Consider the following 18,380-nt stretch of genomic DNA (forward strand, 5'->3'; position numbering starts at 1 on the left):
GACGAACGGGAGCTATCTTGAACAGGAAATCTGCATTCCTCTGTATTGCGCCGCTGTCCGCGGCGGCCATGCTCGCCGGCTGCGGCGGCGACGATTCGGTCAGCGCCACGCCGACGCACCTGAGCGCCGCGACGCCGGCCGCGATGGCGCAGACGTGCGACGCGCTCGCCGCGAAGCTCGCGTATGCGAACACATCGTTCACGTCGGTGACGACCGCGGCCGCCGGCACGCTGACGGTGGCCGGCAAGCCGATCGCCGAGCACTGCGTGATCGAAGGGAAGATGAACGAGCGCGTGAGCGCGGTGGACGGCAAGACTTACGCGATCGGCTTCGAGATGCGCTTGCCGAAAGCGTGGAACGGTCGCTTCTTCTACCAGGCGAACGGCGGGCTCGACGGCAACGTCGTGACCGCGACCGGCGAGGTCGGCGGCGGCGGGCCGCTGACCGATGCGCTGAACATGGGCTTCGCGGTGATCAGCTCGGATTCCGGGCACAGCGCCGCGCAGAACCCGCTGTTCGGCCTCGATCCGCAGGCGCGCATCGATTACGGCTACGGCGCGGTCGACGCGCTCACGCCGATGGCGAAGCAGGTGATCCGGCTCGCATACGGGAAGACGCCCGACCGCAGCTATTTCGGCGGCTGCTCGAACGGCGGCCGGCACGCGATGGTCACGGCCGTGCGCAACGCGGGCGACTACGACGGGATCATCGCGGGCGATCCGGGCTTCCATCTGCCGAAGGCGGCGATCGGCGAGATGTACGGCGCGCAGCAGTTCGCGAAGATCGCGTCGGCGACCGGGACGAACGGGCTGCCCGACATCCGCAGCGGCTTCACCGATGCGGAGCGCCGGTTCGTCGGCGCGAAGATTCTCGACAAGTGCGATGCGCTCGATGGCGTGGCCGACGGGATGGTGCAGGACGTCGCCGCGTGCCAGGCGCATTTCAGCGTCGAGACGGACATCCCGACCTGCGCGAACGCCACGCGCACCGGCGCGTGCCTCACGACCGCGCAGAAGAGCGCGCTCGAGAACGTGTTCGCGGGCGCGCGCAACAGCGCGGGCACGGCGCTCTATGCGAGTTTTCCGTACGATCCGGGCATCTCGGGCCCCGGCTGGGCCGCATGGAAACAGTCGAATTCGGTCATGCTCGACCCGGCCGCGATGGCGTTCACGTTCATGACGCCGCCGAAAACCGCCGCGACGCTCGCGAACCTCGCCGGCTTCGCGCTCGGCTTCGACATGGACAACGACGCGCCGGCGATCTTCGCGACGAACGGCGTGTACACGCAATCGTCGTGGTCGTTCATGACGCCGCCCGACGAGACCAACCTGTCCGCGCTGAAATCGCGCGGCGCGAAGCTGCTCGTCTATCACGGCACCGGCGACCCGGTGTTCTCGTTCAACGACACGAGCGACTGGTACGGGCGGCTCGCGCAGGCGAACGGCGGCGACGCGTCGGGCTTCGCGCGCTTCTATCCGGTGCCGGGCATGAACCACTGCTCGGGCGGGCCGGCGGCCGACCAGTTCGACATGCTGACGCCGCTCGTCGCGTGGGTCGAGCAGGGGCAGGCGCCCGCGGCGATCGTCGCCACGGCGCGCGACACGACGAACGCGGTGCCGAACGCGGACGTGCCGACGTCGTGGGGCGCGGGACGCACGCGGCCGTTGTGCCCGTATCCGCAGGTCGCGCGCTACAACGGCTCGGGCGACGTGAATTCGGCGGCGAGCTTCAGTTGTCGATGATGTAGGGAAGGGGGATGTACCGACGCGCGGAAGCTTCGGTACATTCGCCGCTGTTCGGCGGCGGATGGCGCGAGCGTGCCGGTCCGTCCGGATGGAAACGGCGGTGCGCCGCGCACGATGATCGAGTTTGGGGCCCGACGTGGCATCCGGGGATACACTGTGGCGCTTTCGCGTCGGCGAGACACGTCCCGGCCGACGTGCGCCGCCAGGTATCTTTCCTCTGATTCGACCATGCAAACCGTAGCGGTACTCGACTTCGAAACAACCGGGCTTTCTCCGAACATGGGCGACAGGGCAACCGAGATCGCCGTGATCCTGCTGCGCGACGGCCAGATCGTCGACCGCTACCAGAGCCTCATGAACGCGGGACGCCGCATTCCGTCCGACGTCGTCGCGCTCACGGGGATCACGAACGACATGATCGCGTCGGCACCGCCGGTGTCGAAGGTCATGAAGGAAGCCGCGGCATTCGTCGGCAGCCATCCCGTCGTCGCGCACAACGCCGGCTTCGACAAGCGGTTCTGGCAGGCCGAACTCGGGATGCTCGGGATGGCGGCCGAGCATGCGTTCGCATGCACGATGCTCGTCGCGCGGCGCCTCTACCCGCACGCGCAAAGTCACCGGCTGTCGAGCCTGGCCGACATGCTGCGCTTGCCGCAGACGGGCCGTGCCCACCGCGCGATGGTCGACGCGGAGATCGCGAGCCATCTGTGGTGCCGGATGCAGCGCGACATCGGCGAGACTTACGGGTTGCGGCAGGTCGATCACGGGCTGATGTCGCGATTGCAGACGACGAGCAAGGCGAAGGTCGCGACGTTTTTCGGTTCATTGGCTGCCGACAGGCGCTGACGTTCGAGCGTCACTCGCCGGGATCCACCGGCACCTCGAGCCCGACCTTCACGCGGCTCATGCTCACGAGCGTCTTGAAGCGCTTCACGTTGTTGTTCGCGAAGAACAGCTCGCGCGTGAGCGCGTTGTACTGATCCATGTTGCGCACGGCGAGGATCAGCACGAAATCCCATTCCCCCGTCACGTAGTAGCACTGCTGGATCTGCGGGCAGCGCTCGAAGGTCCGCTTCATCGCGTCGAGCTGGTCGATCTGCTCGCGCTCGACCTCGACGTTCACGACGATCGTCAGCGGATGATCGACCTTCTCCGGCGCGACGACCGCCGTGTAGCGCTCGATCACGCCGTCTTCCGCGAGCCGCCGCAGGCGGCGGTTCACGGCGGCGGTCGACAGGTTCACGCGGGCGCCGAGTTCGGTCTGCGGCGTGTGCGCGTCGCGCTGGACTTCCATCAGCAGCTTGCGATCGAACGCATCGAGTGGGGTGGGCATGATGGTGCGGCAGCCTCGAAAGAATGAGAAATTTTTGCGTCCGGAGCGCCGATTTGGCGATTTTTTTGACCGGGACGCGCAATATTATTTTTCGGACCGACGGCGCGCGCAACCCGTATGCGCCCGCACCGCATCCACCGCCGGGCCGCCCGCGCGGCCCATTTCCGGAGCCCTTCCCGCCATGCTGATCGCCAATCCCCGCGCGTCGCGCACCGACTATCCCGACACGCTGCGCCGCATCATGAACATCGCCGCGGCCGACGAGAGCGGCGCGTGGCTCGCGCACTGGCCGCTCGTCGGCACGGCGCGTACGCCGTTGCGTGCGCTGCCCGACCTGGCCGCGCGGCTCGGCGTCGCGAGTGTCAGCGTGAAGGACGAAGCGTGCCGTTCGCCGCTCGGCAGCTTCAAGGCGCTCGGCGCGCCGATCGCGCTGATGCGGCTCGTGAAGCGGTTGCGGCGCAACGAGGCGCTCGATCCGCAGGGGCTCGTCACGGGCCGCTACGCGGCGTCGCTGGCCGACCTGACGGTGATCAGCGCAACCGACGGCAATCACGGCCGCGCGCTGGCCGCCGCCGCGCGCGCGATCGGCTGCCGCTGCGTGATCGTGCTGCATGCGCACGTCGACGCGGAGCGCGAGCATGCGATCGCCGCGCACGGCGCACGGATCGTGCGGATCGCCGGCAACTACGACGAATCGGTCGTGCACGCCGCGCAGCTCGCGGACGCGAACGGCTGGCACGTGGTGTCGGATACGTCGTACGACGGCTACGAGGCGATTCCGCGCGACGTGATGCAGGGCTACGGCGTGATCGCGGCCGAGGCGCTCGCGCAGGCGGCGGGAGAGGGCAACCTCGGCGATGGCGATGGCGATGGCGATGGCGATGGCGATGGCGATGGCGATGGCGACGGCGACGGCGACGGCGACGGCGGCGGCAGCGGCGATCATCGGCCGTTCACGCACGTGTTCCTGCAGGGCGGCGTCGGCGGCCTTGCGGCCGGTGTCGCGAGCTATCTGTGGGAGCATGCCGGCGCACGGCGGCCGCATTTCATCGTCGTCGAGCCGCACCAGGCCGATTGCCTGTACCAGAGCGCGCTCGCCGGGCGCGCGACGAAGGCGACTGGCAGCGTCGACTCGGTGATGGCGGGGCTCGCGTGCGGCGAGGCGTCGCCGCTCGCATGGGACTTTCTCGAGCCGAGCATCGATCACTTCATGCTGATCGACGACGACGACGCCATGCAGGCGATGCGCGCGCTGGCCGCCGGCAGCGAACGCGACGTGCCGTTCGTGTCCGGCGAATCGGGCGCGGCGGGCATCGCGGGGCTGACCGTGCTGATGCGCGATCCGGCGCTGGCGCGGCAGGCGGGGCTCGATGCGAACGCGCGCGTGCTGGCGATCAACACGGAAGGCGCGACCGCGCCGACCGTCTACCGGCGGTGTGTCGGCGAGACGGCCGACGCGGTGCTGGCGCGCCAGCGCGACTGGCTGACGCGAACCCGCGCGGCCGCGGAAGCCTGAGCGACCCGAACGACCCGACGACCGACGAGGCAAGCACGATGGACGCACTGGACGCAATGGCGGAAAGCACGCTGCAGGGCCGGCTGAAAACCTGGCGCCGGCATCTGCACCAGCACCCGGAGACGGGCTTCGAGGAAGTGAACACGTCGGACTACGTCGCGCGGATCCTGACGACGCTCGGGCTCGACGTGCAGCGCGGGATCGGCGGCACGGGGCTGGTCGCGAACCTGACGGTCGGCACCGGCACGCGCGCGATCGGCATCCGCGCGGACATGGACGCGCTGAACATCGCCGAGCACGCGCCGGGCCGCGAACATGCGTCGCGCACGCCGGGCAAGATGCACGCGTGCGGGCACGACGGCCACATGTCGATGGTGCTCGGCGCCGCGCAACTGCTGGCCGAGCGCAAGGACTTCGACGGCACGGTGCGCTTCATTTTCCAGCCGGCCGAGGAACATGGCCGCGGCGCGAAGGCGATGATGGCCGACGGGCTGTTCGAGCGTTTCCCGGTCGATGCGATCTTCGGCGCGCACAACATGCCGGGCATGTGCGCCGGCACGTTCGCGACGCGCGCGGGCGGCATCATGGCGAGCGAGGACAACTTCGTGATCCGGATCGATGGGCGCGGCACGCATGCGGCGCGCCCGCACATGGGCATCGATCCGATCGTGATCGGCTCGCAGATCGTGCTCGCGCTGCAGACGATCGTGTCGCGCAATCTCGATCCGGGCCTGCAGGCGGTGATCTCGTGCACCGAGTTCATCACCGACGGGCTGCGCAACGTGCTGCCGTCGACGGTGACGATCAAGGGCGACACGCGCAGCTATGCGCGCGACGTGCAAACGCTGCTCGAAACGCGGATGCGCGAGATCAGCGAAGGGATCTGCCGCACGCACGGTGCGACCTGCACGTTCGAATACACGCACGAGTTCGCGCCGACGGTGAATTCCCCGGAATGGGTCGACACGGCTGTCGAGGCCGCGGCGCACGTCGCGGGCGCCGACGCGGTGAACGCCGACGTGCAGCCGATGATGATCTCGGAAGACTTCGGTGCGTTCCTGCAGGCGGTGCCCGGCAACTTCGTGTTCATCGGCAACGGCGAAGCGGCCGCGCGCGGCGGGGTGCCGCTGCACAACGCGGCGTACGATTTCAACGACGAGATTTTGCCGGTCGGCGCGCGGTATTTCGCGGAGGTGGCGCGACGGGCGTTGAAGGCGGCGTAGCAGGCCGTCGACGGTCTGTTCGCAGGCCCCCGCTACGTGTTCGGTTCGTCGGCAGGCCGTTACGCTTCGGCCGCCCGCCTGGCCGACACGTCGGCCGTGCCGGTGCGATCGAGGATCGCCAGCACTTCGCGCGCGGTGTTCTCCGAATGGCTGCGCAGCACCTGCGGCAGCCGCGCGTGGTCGGGATCGGCGAGCGCGGCCATGATCGCTTCGTGCTCGTGCAGCGATTCGGCCCAGCGCAGCGTGTCCGCGTTCGCGGCGCCGCGCGCGCGGTGCACCTTCGACATCAGCGACGCATAGATGCCCGACAGCACCGGGTTGCCGGCCGCGTCGATGATCATCTGATGAATCTGCTGGTTCAGCCGGAAATACTCGACCCGCTTGCCGGCCTCGTGACACTCGACCATCCGCCGGTGCTTCGCCTGCAGCGCGGCGAGCGTCGACGTGCCGATCCGCTTGCGCAGCAATTCGCCCGCCATCGCCTCGAGGCCGTGCAGCAGCTCGAACGTCGACACGAGATCGTCGATGTCGATCGACGCGACGCGATAGCCGATGTACTGGCGATGCGTGACGGCGCCTTCCGCGACGAGCACCTTCAGCGCTTCGCGCAGCGGCGTCTTCGACACGTCGAACGCGAGGCTCAGTTCCTTTTCGTCGATCCGCGCGCCGGGCGGCAGTTCGCCCTCGTCGATCATCACGCGCAGGCGCGCGGCGATCTCAGCGGCCATGCCGCGCGTGCGCAGAAGCAGGGGGTTGCGGGGTGTCTGGCTCATGATGGCGCAAGCTTATCACGATATCGGGGCTTGCCCTGCACCACGATAGTGATAAAACAAATTCAATGAAACCAAGCGTTTACGCTAACGGTAATTATAAATTTCTAATCCTATACTCGGCTCAACGTTGCGCGACGTCCTGACCATCCTCGTTCACCCCTGGAGTCCGTTCATGTCTTCAACCTCCGGTGTCGCTGCCCTGACGGTCGGCAAGTCCGCCGTCCGCTGGAAGATATTCGTCGTCATGCTGAGCCTCATCGCGATCAACTACGTCGATCGCGCGTCGCTGTCCGTCGCCATGCCTTACATCTCGCAGGAGTTCAAGATCGGGCCGGCAATGGAGGGCCTGATCCTCAGTTCATTTTTCTGGACCTATGCGGTGATGCAGATCCCGGGCGGGATGCTGGCCGACCGGTTCAAGCCGCGTATCGTGATTGCGACGGCGACCGTGTTCTGGGGCTTCTTCCAGGCGATCGCCGCGCTGTGCACGAACGCGCCGTCGCTGCTGCTCACGCGCCTCGGCCTCGGCGCATCCGAAGCGCCGATCTATCCGGCCGGCGGCAAGCTCAACGCGATCTGGATGACGCAGACCGAGCGCGGCCGCGGCGCCACGCTGCTCGACGGCGGCGCGCCGCTCGGCGCGGCCCTGGGCGCGGTGCTGATCGCCGGCCTGATCGCGCTGCTCGGCTCGTGGCGGCTCGCGTTCGCGGTGGCCGGCGTCGGCACCGTGCTGGCCGGTTTCCTCGCGTGGTACTACATCCGCAACACGCCGCGCGAGCATCCGGGCGTCAACGATCTCGAGGCCGACTACATCGAGGCGTCGCACGCGAGCGACCTCGCGGCCGAGCCGGCCGGTGCATCGGGGCGCTCGCGCGACTTCTTCAAGTACCGCTCGGTGTGGTGCATGTTCTTCGGCTGGATGTGCTTCAACAGCGTGTTCTACGGGCTGCTCACGTGGATGCCGAACTACCTGCACAAGGTGCACGGCTTCGACATCAAGCAGATGGGCGGGTCGACCTTCATCATCTTTTTCTGCGGCTTCGTCGGCGAGCTGCTCGGCGGCTGGATCGCCGACAAGTGGAAGGCCGCGGGCGGGCGTCCGAACGTCGTGATGCGCACGCTGTTCGGCATCGCCGCGGTGATCGCGACCGTGTCGATCTTTTCCGTCGCCTACGTGAAGAGCCCGGTCGTGTGCGTCGCGCTGCTGTCGACGACGCTGTTCTTCCTGCGCTGGTGCGGGCTGTACTGGTGCATCCCGTCGTCGCTCGGCACACGCAACAAGATCGGCTTCCTCGGCGGCCTCATGAACCTCGGCGGCAACATCGGCGGCATCACCGTGCCGATCCTCGTCGGCGCGATCGTGCAGTTCACCGGTTCCTACTTCCTTGCGCTGATGGTGTTCGCGGCGGCCGGCGTCGGCCTGCTCGTGTGCTCCAGCGCGATCGACTACGAAAACAAGCTCCCCGTCTGACCGACCCCTTTCACTGCATCGACTGCATTTACTGGTAGAGAGAAAACCACCATGAAGAAACGTACCCTGCTCGGCATGCTCACCCCTTCGTCCAACACGTCGCTCGAACCGCTGACGAGCGCGATGGTCGCCGGCCTGCCGGGCGTGTCCGCGCACTTCGCGCGCTTTCCCGTCACCGAAATCTCGCTGACGGGCCAGGCGCTCGGCCAGTTCGACGACGACAAGATCATCCAGGCCGCGATGCTGCTCGCCGACGCGAAGGTTGACGTGATCGCGTGGAACGGCACGTCGTCCGGCTGGCTCGGCTTCGAGGCCGACGAGCGGCTGTGCCAGCGCATCACCGCGGCGACCGGCATTCCGGCCACGACGTCGGTGCTCGCGCTCAACGAGATCCTGAAGAAGACGAACGCGCACGAGTTCGGCCTCGTCACGCCGTATCTCGACGACGTGCAGACGAAGATCGTCGACAACTATCGCCGCTCGGGGCTGAACTGCATCGCCGAGCGCCACCTGAACCTGAAGGTCAATTTCTCGTTCTCCGAAGTGACGGGCGACCAGATCGGCGGGATGGTGCGCGAAGTGGCGAAGGCCGGCCCGCGCGCGATCTCGATCTTCTGCACGAACCTGAACGCCGCGCACCTGGTGCCGGCGCTCGAGGAAGAGACGGGCATTCCGATCTACGACACGATCTCGACCGTCGTGTGGAAGTCGCTGCAGCTCGCCGACTACGACACGCGGCAGGTGAAGGGCTGGGGGCGTCTCTTCAGCGACGTGATCTGAGGCGCGCGCCATGTCGAACGATCTCGATTTCGTGATCCGTCACGCGGACATCGTGACGGCGGCGGACCGGTTCTCGTGCGACATCGGCATTCGCGCGGGGCGCGTGGCCATGCTCGGCGACGGGCTGCCGCGCGCGCCGCGCGAGCTCGACGCGAGCGGGATGCTCGTGCTGCCGGGCGGCGTCGATGCGCACTGCCACCTCGACCAGCCGATGCCCGACGGGCTGAAGATGGCCGACGATTTCCTGTCCGGCACGCGCTCCGCGCTGTGCGGCGGCACGACCACCGTCGTGCCGTTCGCCGCGCAGGCGAAGGGGCAGTCGCTGCAGGCGGCCGTCGACGACTATCACCGGCGCGCGGAAGGGCGCGCGCTGATCGACTATGGTTTTCACCTGATCGTCGCCGATCCGACGCCGCACGTGCTGGCCGAGGAGCTGCCGCGGCTGATCGCGAACGGCTACACGTCGTTCAAGGTGTACATGACCTACGACGACCTGAAGCTGAACGATCGGCAGATGCTCGACGTGCTGTCGGTCGCGCGCGAGCACGGCGCGCTCGTGATGGTGCATGCGGAGAATTCGGACTGCATCGGCTGGCTGACCGAGCGGCTGCTCGGCGACGGCCACGTCGCGCCGCATTTTCATGCGCACGCGCGGCCGGCCGTGGTCGAGCGCGAGGCGACGCATCGCGCGATCGCGTTCGCGGAACTCGTGGACGTGCCGATCCTGATCGTGCACGTGTCGGGCGCCGAGGCGATCGAGCAGATCCGCTGGGGACAATCGCGCGGCCTGCCGATCCTGGCCGAAACCTGCCCGCAGTACCTGTATCTGACGGCCGCCGATCTCGGTCATCACGGTCACGACGGCTACGAGGGCGCGAAATGCGTATGCAGCCCGCCGCCGCGCGATCCGGCCAACCAGCAGGCGGTGTGGAAGGCGCTGAAGCAGGGCGTGTTCTCGGTATTCTCGTCCGATCACGCACCGTTCAACTACGACGATCCGTGCGGCAAGCATCCGGGCGGGCAGGCCGTCTCGTTCGACCATATCCCGAACGGGATTCCCGGTCTCGAGACGCGGCTGCCGTTGTTGTTCGATGGCGTGCGCAAGGGGAAGCTGTCGCTGCATCAGTTCGTCGAGCTGACGTCGCTGCGGCCCGCGAAGCTGTACGGGCTGTATCCGCGCAAGGGGACGATCGCGGTCGGCGCCGATGCGGATATCGTCGTGTGGGATCCGGACAAGCGCGTGCGGATCGCGAATGCGTCGCTGCATCATGCGGTCGACTACACGCCTTATGAAGGGATCGAGGTGACGGACTGGCCGCGTCATTGCCTGTCGCGCGGCGAGCTGCTCGTCGAGGACGGCCGGCTGCTCGCCGCGGAGCCGGGGCGCGGGCAGTTCCTGCCGGCCGGCAAGCCGTGTCTTGATTGACGTCGCGCGATGCGATTGCGATATGAGCGCCCGCGCGACGCGGCGGGCGCCGTTTCAACAGGAGCTACGATGAGCGTTTCCCTCGCAATGCGCGGCCTCGCGGCCGCGGCAATCGTCGCCGGATCATGCGGCGGCGGCCCGGCGCTGGCTGCAGGCGGCGCGCCGCAGGACCCGCCGAGCGTCGTGCCCGAAGCGGCCGGCGTCGATTCGGCGCCGCTCGTGCGGCTGTCCGAATGGCTGCGCCGCGACCGGATGGACGTGCGCAGCCTCGTCGTCGTGAAGGACGGCAAGCTGATCTTCGAGCGCTACGGCGCGAACGCGTCGCGCGACTCGACGTACGAGCTGTACTCGGTGACGAAGGCCGTGACGTCGCTGGTCGCGGGCATCCTGGTTGATCAGGGCGCCGTGCATGTCGACGAGCCGGTGGCCGCGCGGCTCGCCGCGTGGCGCCCCGAACTCGGCGGCGCGTTCGCGGACAAGCGCGGCATCGCGCTGAAGCACGTGCTGTCGATGGCGAGCGGGCTGCATTACGACTTCAGCCCGAAGAACGATCCGATCTACTACACGGCGCCGGACCGGCTGAAGCTCGCCGCGTCGGCCGCGCCGAAGGTCGCGCCGGGCACCGCATTCGAGTACACCGACGTGAACCCGATTCTCGCGTCGGCGATGTTGAGCGCGGCGGCCGGCGAACCCGTCGAGCGCTATGCGCGCACGCACCTGTTCGGCCCGCTCGACATGAAGCGCGCCGCATGGGAGCGCGCGGACCGCACGGGGCTCGTGTCGGCCGGCTGGGGGCTGCGGCTGCGTGCCGTCGACATGGCGAAGATCGGCATGCTCGTGCTCGACGGCGGGCGCTGGCAGGGGCGGCAGGTGGTGCCGCAGGCGTGGATCGCGCAGATGACGGCGCCGCGCGTGTCGCCGCACTTCGGCTACTACTGGTGGATCAATAACATCGTCGACAGCGAGCCGGAATTCGACGCGATGGGCTTCAAGGGGCAATTCATCACGGTGCTGCCGAAGCGCAATACGGTGATCGTGATGACGGGCGTGCTGCCTGTGGACGGCGGCCTGCGCGACGCGGAGAACGTGAAGCTGTTCCGGCGGATGGTGAACGGTTACATCCTGCCGTCGCTCGATGGCGGTGCGGTGTCGGGGCAGGGCGGCGGCACCGGCGATACGCTTGCGGCGCTGCGCGACGAACTCGAAGTGAGTGCGCGCACCGCGGGCGTGCCCGGCACGCAGGTCGATCCGACCGATCTGCCGAAGTAGGCGCGTCGATACGTGTGCGGCGCTGCGTGTGGAGCTGGAAGTGAGTGCGCGCTCCGTGGGCGTGCCCGGCGCGCAGGTCGATTCGACGGATCTGCTGAAGTAGCGTCGGGCATGCGTCCGGTCGGCCCGATGCAGGCGAGCCGGACGCACCGCGTGTCTCACATCACACCAGTTCACCCAGGCACGCGTCGAACTGCGCGACGAGCGTGTCGACATCGTCGGCCGTCGTCTGCGGACATACGAGCATCATGTTGTGGAACGGCGTGATCAGCACGCCGCGGTTCAGCAGATACAGATGCACGATGTGCTCGAGCTCGCTGTCGAGCTGCTCGCCCGCGATCGTGCCGTTGCGTGGCGGCACGGGCGTGAACTGGAATTCGGTGCGTGCGCCGATGCGCGTCACGCACCACGGCAGCTCGTGTTTTGCGATCGCCTGGTCGAGCCCGGCCGCGAGCCGCGCGGCGAGCGCGAACATATTCGCATACGCGGCATCGGTCGCGACGTCGGCGAGCGTCGCGCGCATCGCATGCATCGCGAGCATGTTCGCGGTGAGCGTCGTGCCGATCCCGGAATGGCCGGGCGGTGCGTTCAGCTTCGCCTGTTTCGCGCGTTCCGCGAAGTCGGCGCTGAACCCGTACACCGCGCACGGCACGCCGCCCGCGATCGGCTTGCCGACCACCAGCGCGTCCGGCTCGAGACCGTGCGCGGCCGCGTAGCCGCCCGGGCCGCTGCTGATCGTGTGGGTTTCGTCGATCACGAGCAGCGTGCCGTAGCGACGCGTGAGTTCGCGCGCCGCCTCCCAGAAGCCCGGCTCGGGCAGCACCATCCCGATGTTCGTCATCGCCGGCTCGGCGAGCACGCACGCGACGTCGCCATCCTTCAGCGCCGCCTCGAGCGCGGCCAGATCGTTGAACTCGACCACGCGTGTGTTCGCGAGCAGGTCGTAGGACTGCCCGAGCAGGCTGTCGCGCTGCACCGGGCGGCCGTCGACGAGATCGACGAACACGTCGTCGACCGTGCCGTGATAGCAGCCGTTGAACACGACGATCGAGTTGCGGCCGGTGGCCGCGCGCGCCCAGCGCAGCACGAAGCGATTCGCGTCGCTCGCGCTCAGCGCGAACTGCCAGACCGGCAGCCTGAAGCGGCGCGCGAGTTCGCGCGACACCCAGGCGGCGTCCTCGCTCGGCAGCATCGTCGTGTAGCCGCGCGTCGCCTGTTCGGCGAGCGCGCGTGCGACCGGCTCGGGCGCATGGCCGAACATCGCGCCCGTGTCGCCGAGACAGAAGTCCGCGTAACGATGACCGTCGACGTCGGTGAAGGTCGCGCCGCGCGCCTCCTTCACGACCAGCGAGAACGGGGTCGACCAGTCCTGCATCCAGTGCAGCGGCACGCCGAACAGCAAATGCTCGGACGCTTCCGCGGACAACGCGCGGGAGATCGGCATGGCTTCGGTGAATGCACGGCGCTCGCGATCGAACAGCGCGCGGGCGCGGATGAGGTCGACTCCGTGGCGGGTCTGCAATTGAGGCTCCTGTGACGGTTTGAATGGAATGTTGACGTCTCCGCGAGCTTGTCATATTCCATGCGCGCGGTCGATTCGGACTCGACCGTGTATCCGTCAGACGTGGAGTTTTTGCGCATAAACATACGACAACGGATATCTATGTAGGTCGATCAGGAAGTGAGTGTGCGCACACATACGGGGCGAGGTATCAGCAAAAGTGGGGTAAACGACCGTCATGTACGCGGTGGCGACCACGTCTGGACTTCGCAATGTAGTGTGACGACGTATGAGTAGAGATATGCCGTCCGGCGTGTCGATACCTGGACCGCTGAAGGAGTCGCGCCCACGGCCGCAAGCCGCCGCCCTTCGTCTTCACCCGTCCGATCGCTCGCGTCGCGCCTTCATCGGCTGGACCGGCGCGCTCGCCGACCGTCACGTCGCCGGGGCCGATCCAGCATTCAACGTGAGCGCGATGACGCTGACGAACGTGTCGATCGCGGGCAGGCGGTCACCACGACGATCGGCGACAAGCGGTGACGTAACGGGGCAGGAGAGCGATCGCGTGCGGACGGCCGATGCATGCGATCGCGACGCATCATGCGAGCGTCTTGACCATGTGGTGTTCATCGTAGAAGCGGCCGTCGACGAACAGCGAGCGCGGTTCCGTGCCGAACCGGACGAACCCCTGCGACGCATACAGCCGTTCCGCGGTGCCGTTGATCTCGTTGACGCACAGCATCAGTTGCCTGCATTCCCACGCCTGTGCCGCGTGCGCGGTCGCGCCGTCGAGCAGCGATTGCGCAATGCCGCGGCCGCGGTACGCGGGGTCGACGAACACGCCCCAGATCGTCGCCTTGTGCGCGACCTTGGCGCGCGCGTCGCGGCGCACGCCCGTGATGCCGACGAGCGATGCATCGTCGAATGCGCCGAACACGGCGCGCTCGTGGGTGGGCGTGATGCGCGTCGCGAATTCGTCGACCGGGACGCCGGCTTCCTCGTCGCGGGTCGGCAGGAACGAAGTTGGCGACGTGGCGACCGCGCGCAGGCGGACGGACTGGAATTGCGCCGCGTCGGCGGCATCGAGCAGGCGGATCGTGATCATCGGTCGGTGTTGTCGTTGGTGTGCCGGAAGGTCGGAATCTGCGGCGCGGTGCGTGGCAGGGCATCGACCATGCTAATCGGAAACACACGCATTTGCTGGTGCGATCGACACGCCGCATCGACAGGCGTGAAGCGCTGTACCGAGGCGCGAATGATGGCGGGGATGATGCGTGGAGAATCGATGCGTGTTCGCGAAGTCTGCGGGCAATCGCACGCGGCGCCGAACGCATGCACGCGGAAATGTGCCGGATGATGCGAACGCACCTGCCGTTGCATTGGATGCGACCGCGACCGCGGGTGGCGCGCGACGTGAGGAACGTGACGACGCAGTGCCGTGCGCGGCAGACATGCCGCGCCGACTCGTGGAAGGGGGATGAAGTGAAGCGCGTGCCCGCCGTTGCGCCGAAGCGCCGCTGAGCACGCGAAATACGTCCGCGACGTGAAGTGTCCGCGATATATGTGATGCACCCGATCAACTCAGGCGCATGCGACCCGCATCGACACCGCCTCCGCGACGTGCGGTGTCCGCGATACGTGTGATGCACCCGATCAACTCAGGCGCATGCGACCCGCATCGATACCACCTCTGCGACGTGAGGTGTCCGCGATACGTGTGATGCGTCCGATCAACTCAGGCGCACGCGACCCGCATCAATACCGCGACAACTGATTCCCGTTGATCTGCACGCGATCGCCCGGGCGCAGGTCGCCCGGCGACTGCACGTCGAACGAGCGCGTCGAGCCGTCGCTCACCCGCACGTCGATCCGGTAGCCGCTCGGCGGCTGGGCCGCACCCATCTGCTGACCGATCTGGTTGCCGGCGACGGCGCCGCCGAGCGCGCCGATCACGGTGGCCGCATCGCGGCCGTGGCCGCGGCCGAACTGGTTGCCCACCAGGCCGCCGACCAGCGCACCGACGACGGTGCCGGCGACGCCCGACGTGCCGACCGAGCCGTTGATCGGCTGGATGTTCGCGACGGTGCCGTATTGCGTGCCGTAGCCGTTGCCGTACTGGCCGCCGTAAGGCTGCGGGTTGCCGTACTGGTCGTACTGCGGCGCCTGGTTCGGATAGGCCGGCTGCTGCGGCTGCACGTAACCCGGTTGCGAATACGCGGGCTGCGCGTAGCCGGGCGTCGCGTACTGCTGCTGCGGATAGCCCGGTTGCGCGCCGTAGTAGCCTGGCGCGACACAGGCGGTCAGCGGAAGCGCCGCCACGGCGACGAGCGTGGCGAACAGAACGGTCTTCGTGGAAGGCATGCGCATCATGATGTTTCCTGCATCGGCAACGTGTTCGCCGACGAATACCGGGACGGGTGGCGAACTCGGCGTGAGTATAAGGAAAGGGCGGATGCACGTCCGGTGCGGCCGGGTAACAACGTGTAAAGTCTGTTGCCGCGCAAATCGCGGTGCGGCGAGGCCGAGATTCGACGATGCGGTTCGCCGTCCGGCAGCCGCGTGAGGGCGCCGATTGCGCGACGATCGGCACCGGCGCACGCCCGCGCGGTGATCACGCCCCATCTTCGCGCCACGCCCGCCAGGCAGCTCGCCCGCATATCGCGAAATCGAATGCGCGGCATCGCGACATTTAATTGGCCACTGGCCGCCCCGTCCGATATCGTGACCGCACATCCCTGCCAACGGTCGCGCCGTGCCGGCTGCGGTGCCTTCCCCTGTCCGCGTCGGCGTCGCGCAGCGGCCGCCCCACTCGTTCCGACTCATGACCGATCGTTTCTTCACCAACGCCGTCGATGCCGGCGGCCGGCCCGTCAACCTCGTCGTCCATGACGGCCGCTTCGTCGCGATCGGCGCCGCTTGCACTGCCGCGCCCGGCGCCGAAACGATCGACCTCGGCGGCCGCGTCGTGCTGCCCGGCTTCGTCGACGGCCACATCCATCTCGACAAGAGTTTCGTCGGCGACCGCTGGGTGCCGCACCAATCGGTCGACTCGCTGCGCGAGCGGCTCGTGGTCGAGAAGCGCCAGCTCGCGGCTGCGCCGCCGATCGTCGAGCGCGCGAATGCACTGATCGCGCAGGCCGCCGCATTCGGCACGATCGCGATGCGCAGCCACGTCGACGTCGACGCGACGACCGGCCTGTCGAACCTGCACGCCGTGATGGCCGCGCGCGAACAGTGGCGCGGGATCGTCGACATCGAACTGGTCGCGTTTCCGCAGGCCGGCGTGGTGACGTGCCCGGGCACCGCCGCGATCCTCGATGCGGCCGTGCGCGAAGGCGCGGACGTGGTCGGCGGGATCGACCCGACGACGCTCGACGGCGACGCGGACGGCCAGCTCGACATCGTGTTCGGCATCGCCGAGAAGCGCGGCGCGAAGATCGACATCCACCTGCACGAACCGGGCGAGACCGGCGTCGCGCAACTGCTGCGGATCGCGGCGCGCACGCGCGCGGCCGGCCTCGGCGGCCGCGTGAACGTGAGCCACGCGTATGCGCTCGGCCAGGTCGAACATGGCGACGTCGAGCGTGCGGCCGCCGCACTCGCCGACGCCGGCGTGTCGATCCTGACCAACGCGCCGGGCGACTGCGCATTCCCGCCGGTTCAGCAACTGCGCAACGCGGGCGTCCACGTGTTCGCCGGCAACGACAACATTCGCGACGCGTGGTGGCCGTACGGCAACGGCGACATGCTGCAGCGCGCGATGATGGTCGGCTACCGCTCGGGCTTCTTTACCGACGAAGCGCTCGGCATCGCGCTCGACATGGCGACGCACGCCGGCGCGCGCGCGCTCGGCCTCGCGCACTACGGCATCGCGGTCGGCTGCGACGCGAGCTTCGTCGCGGTGCGCGCGCCGAATGCGGCGGCCGCCGTCGCCGGCGTGCCGGCCGAACGCTGGGTGTTTCGACGCGGCGAAAGCGACACCGGCGCGCCGTTCGCGCCGGCGCTGCGTTTCACGCGCTGACGACCCGACCGCCGTCGCGGTGCGTGCATCGCGGCTGCTTCGTACTGACTGACCGATTGACCGACTGACCGACCACACCGGAACCGACATGACGAACCTGCTGATCCGCAACGTCCGCACGCACGCAGACGAAGCGCTCGACATCCTGATCGACGGCGAGCGCATCGCGCGCGTCGGCCCGTCGCTCGACGCGCCCGCCGGCTGCGCGATCGAGGACGGCGCGGGCGCGCTCGCGCTGCCCGGCCTCGTCGAAGGCCACACGCACCTCGACAAGACCCACTGGGGGATGCCGTGGTATCGCAACGCGGTGGGGCCGCGCCTCGTCGACCGCATCGAGAATGAGCGTCACTACCGCGCGACGAGCGGCCATGACGCGGGCGCCGCGTCGCTCGCGCTGTCGCGCGCGTTCCTCGCGGCCGGCACGACGCGCATCCGCACGCACGTCGACGTCGACACCGAAGCCGGGCTGCGCCATCTGCACGGCGTGCTCGCGACGCGCGAGACACTGCGCGGCCAGGTGGAGATCCAGATCGTCGCGTTTCCGCAGTCGGGCGTGCTCAAGCGGCCCGGCACGGCCGCGCTGCTGTCCGACGCGCTCGGCGCGGGCGCCGACCTGCTCGGCGGCCTCGACCCGTGCGCGATCGAAGGCGATCCGGTCGAAGCGGTCGACGTGCTGTTCGGAATCGCAGAGCGTCATGGCCGCGGCCTCGACCTGCATCTGCACGAGCGCGGATCGATGGGCGCGTATTCGCTCGATCTGATCCTGCAGCGCACGGCTGCGCTCGGCATGCAGGGCAAGGTCACGATCAGCCACGGCTTCTGCCTCGGCGACATCGCCGAGCGCGAGCGCGACGCGCTGCTCGCGCGGATGGCGGAACTCGGCGTCGCGATCGTCACGACCGCGCCGGCCGCGGTGCCGGTGCCGTCGGTCGTTGCGTGCCGCGCGGCCGGCGTGACCGTGATCGGCGGCAACGACGGCGTGCGCGACACGTGGACGCCGTACGGCTCGCCCGACATGCTCGAACGCGCGATGCTGATCGGCATGCGCAACGATTTCCGCCGCGACGACGCGCTCGAAGTCGCGCTCGACTGCGTGACGCACGGTGCGGCACGCGGTTGCGGCTTCGCCGACTATGGTCTGGAAGCAGGCAAGCGCGCGGACGTCGTGCTGGTCGATGCGCTGACGTTCGCCGAGGCCGTCGTCGCGCGGCCGACGCGGCGACTCGTCGTGTCGTCGGGGAAGATCGTCGCGCGCGACGGCGCGCTGGTCTGAACCGGGCGCCGCATCGTGCCGGTTATGATCGGGCTTCCTTCAGCCTGAT

Annotated in this window: 16 protein-coding genes; 10 read left to right on the top strand and 6 right to left on the bottom strand. The window is 68.4% G+C overall.

The window, feature by feature from the left end; translation table 11 throughout:
• Positions 1-17: 17 nt before the first annotated feature.
• Positions 18-1,742: a tannase/feruloyl esterase family alpha/beta hydrolase gene (locus U4Z64_RS17845; protein WP_321809944.1), complete on the top strand. Its 1,725-nt coding sequence runs from the start codon at positions 18-20 to the stop codon at positions 1,740-1,742.
• 231 nt (positions 1,743-1,973) lie between these two features.
• Positions 1,974-2,591 (top strand): 3'-5' exonuclease, encoded by a 618-nt coding sequence (locus tag U4Z64_RS17850; RefSeq protein WP_321809943.1) that lies wholly within the window; start codon positions 1,974-1,976, stop codon positions 2,589-2,591.
• 10 nt (positions 2,592-2,601) lie between these two features.
• Here the strand turns inward: U4Z64_RS17850 and U4Z64_RS17855 are convergent, their stop codons facing one another.
• Positions 2,602-3,078: an Lrp/AsnC family transcriptional regulator gene (locus tag U4Z64_RS17855; protein WP_044847368.1), complete on the bottom strand. Its 477-nt coding sequence runs from the start codon at positions 3,076-3,078 to the stop codon at positions 2,602-2,604.
• A gap of 181 nt (positions 3,079-3,259) precedes the next feature.
• Between U4Z64_RS17855 and U4Z64_RS17860 the strand changes: the two genes are divergently transcribed.
• Both U4Z64_RS17860 and U4Z64_RS17865 read left to right on the top strand, forming a co-directional pair.
• A complete protein-coding gene (locus tag U4Z64_RS17860; protein WP_321820586.1) occupies positions 3,260-4,594 on the top strand; it encodes a pyridoxal-phosphate dependent enzyme in 1,335 nt (444 codons plus the stop codon).
• A gap of 38 nt (positions 4,595-4,632) precedes the next feature.
• Positions 4,633-5,817 (top strand): M20 aminoacylase family protein, encoded by a 1,185-nt coding sequence (locus tag U4Z64_RS17865; RefSeq protein ID WP_321820587.1) that lies wholly within the window; start codon positions 4,633-4,635, stop codon positions 5,815-5,817.
• Between the two features lie 59 nt (positions 5,818-5,876).
• Here U4Z64_RS17865 and U4Z64_RS17870 read toward each other — a convergent pair whose 3' ends face one another.
• Complete coding sequence (locus U4Z64_RS17870; protein ID WP_321809940.1) at positions 5,877-6,590, bottom strand: GntR family transcriptional regulator; 714 nt, start codon at positions 6,588-6,590, stop codon at positions 5,877-5,879.
• A gap of 172 nt (positions 6,591-6,762) precedes the next feature.
• Between U4Z64_RS17870 and U4Z64_RS17875 the strand changes: the two genes are divergently transcribed.
• The 4 genes from U4Z64_RS17875 (at position 6,763) to U4Z64_RS17890 (ending at position 11,536) form a co-directional block, all read left to right on the top strand.
• Entirely contained in the window at positions 6,763-8,061 is a 1,299-nt protein-coding gene (locus U4Z64_RS17875; protein ID WP_044847365.1) for an MFS transporter, read from the top strand.
• A gap of 51 nt (positions 8,062-8,112) precedes the next feature.
• Positions 8,113-8,841, top strand: coding sequence for an aspartate/glutamate racemase family protein (locus tag U4Z64_RS17880; RefSeq protein ID WP_044847364.1), 729 nt, complete (start codon positions 8,113-8,115; stop codon positions 8,839-8,841).
• Positions 8,842-8,851: 10 nt separating this feature from the next.
• On the top strand, positions 8,852-10,267 hold the full coding sequence (gene hydA, locus U4Z64_RS17885; RefSeq protein ID WP_321809939.1) for a dihydropyrimidinase: 1,416 nt from the start codon (positions 8,852-8,854) through the stop codon (positions 10,265-10,267).
• 69 nt (positions 10,268-10,336) lie between these two features.
• A complete protein-coding gene (locus tag U4Z64_RS17890; protein ID WP_321809938.1) occupies positions 10,337-11,536 on the top strand; it encodes a serine hydrolase in 1,200 nt (399 codons plus the stop codon).
• Positions 11,537-11,699: 163 nt separating this feature from the next.
• On the opposite strand, the gene U4Z64_RS17895 is transcribed toward U4Z64_RS17890, so the two are convergent.
• The 4 genes from U4Z64_RS17895 to U4Z64_RS17910 all read right to left on the bottom strand — a co-directional run bounded on the left by U4Z64_RS17895 (position 11,700) and on the right by U4Z64_RS17910 (position 15,407).
• Complete coding sequence (locus U4Z64_RS17895) at positions 11,700-13,058, bottom strand: aspartate aminotransferase family protein (protein ID WP_321809937.1); 1,359 nt, start codon at positions 13,056-13,058, stop codon at positions 11,700-11,702.
• Between the two features lie 577 nt (positions 13,059-13,635).
• The gene (locus tag U4Z64_RS17900) at positions 13,636-14,142 is read right to left on the bottom strand and encodes a GNAT family N-acetyltransferase (protein ID WP_257772781.1); all 507 of its coding nucleotides are present in this window, start codon (positions 14,140-14,142) and stop codon (positions 13,636-13,638) included.
• Positions 14,139-14,417, bottom strand: a complete 279-nt coding sequence (locus U4Z64_RS17905; protein ID WP_321797996.1) for a hypothetical protein — start codon at positions 14,415-14,417, stop codon at positions 14,139-14,141. Before U4Z64_RS17905 ends, U4Z64_RS17900 begins: the two co-directional genes overlap by 4 nt.
• Positions 14,418-14,792: 375 nt before the next feature.
• Positions 14,793-15,407 carry a glycine zipper 2TM domain-containing protein gene (locus tag U4Z64_RS17910; protein ID WP_321809936.1) on the bottom strand — a complete coding sequence of 205 codons (615 nt, stop codon included), beginning with the start codon at positions 15,405-15,407 and terminating at the stop codon, positions 14,793-14,795.
• Between the two features lie 451 nt (positions 15,408-15,858).
• On the opposite strand from U4Z64_RS17910, the gene U4Z64_RS17915 reads away from it, so the two are divergent.
• Both U4Z64_RS17915 and U4Z64_RS17920 read left to right on the top strand, forming a co-directional pair.
• Complete coding sequence (locus U4Z64_RS17915) at positions 15,859-17,058, top strand: amidohydrolase family protein (RefSeq protein ID WP_321809935.1); 1,200 nt, start codon at positions 15,859-15,861, stop codon at positions 17,056-17,058.
• Positions 17,059-17,146: 88 nt separating this feature from the next.
• Positions 17,147-18,331: an amidohydrolase family protein gene (locus tag U4Z64_RS17920; RefSeq protein WP_321797992.1), complete on the top strand. Its 1,185-nt coding sequence runs from the start codon at positions 17,147-17,149 to the stop codon at positions 18,329-18,331.
• Positions 18,332-18,380: the final 49 nt, after the last annotated feature.

It is taken from the genome of Burkholderia sp. BCC1996 (genome assembly GCF_905339955.1).
Taxonomy (GTDB): Bacteria; Pseudomonadota; Gammaproteobacteria; order Burkholderiales; family Burkholderiaceae; genus Burkholderia.

Coding starts and splice junctions, on each gene's coding strand:
- U4Z64_RS17850 (WP_321809943.1), top strand. CDS start 1,974: ATGCAAACCGTAGCGGTACTCGACTTCGAAACAACCGGGCTTTCTCCG.
- U4Z64_RS17890 (WP_321809938.1), top strand. CDS start 10,337: ATGAGCGTTTCCCTCGCAATGCGCGGCCTCGCGGCCGCGGCAATCGTC.
- U4Z64_RS17860 (WP_321820586.1), top strand. CDS start 3,260: ATGCTGATCGCCAATCCCCGCGCGTCGCGCACCGACTATCCCGACACG.
- U4Z64_RS17875 (WP_044847365.1), top strand. CDS start 6,763: ATGTCTTCAACCTCCGGTGTCGCTGCCCTGACGGTCGGCAAGTCCGCC.
- U4Z64_RS17920 (WP_321797992.1), top strand. CDS start 17,147: ATGACGAACCTGCTGATCCGCAACGTCCGCACGCACGCAGACGAAGCG.
- hydA (WP_321809939.1), top strand. CDS start 8,852: ATGTCGAACGATCTCGATTTCGTGATCCGTCACGCGGACATCGTGACG.
- U4Z64_RS17865 (WP_321820587.1), top strand. CDS start 4,633: ATGGACGCACTGGACGCAATGGCGGAAAGCACGCTGCAGGGCCGGCTG.
- U4Z64_RS17880 (WP_044847364.1), top strand. CDS start 8,113: ATGAAGAAACGTACCCTGCTCGGCATGCTCACCCCTTCGTCCAACACG.
- U4Z64_RS17910 (WP_321809936.1), bottom strand. CDS start 15,407: ATGATGCGCATGCCTTCCACGAAGACCGTTCTGTTCGCCACGCTCGTC.
- U4Z64_RS17915 (WP_321809935.1), top strand. CDS start 15,859: ATGACCGATCGTTTCTTCACCAACGCCGTCGATGCCGGCGGCCGGCCC.
- U4Z64_RS17870 (WP_321809940.1), bottom strand. CDS start 6,590: ATGAGCCAGACACCCCGCAACCCCCTGCTTCTGCGCACGCGCGGCATG.
- U4Z64_RS17855 (WP_044847368.1), bottom strand. CDS start 3,078: ATGCCCACCCCACTCGATGCGTTCGATCGCAAGCTGCTGATGGAAGTC.
- U4Z64_RS17905 (WP_321797996.1), bottom strand. CDS start 14,417: ATGCAACGGCAGGTGCGTTCGCATCATCCGGCACATTTCCGCGTGCAT.
- U4Z64_RS17900 (WP_257772781.1), bottom strand. CDS start 14,142: ATGATCACGATCCGCCTGCTCGATGCCGCCGACGCGGCGCAATTCCAG.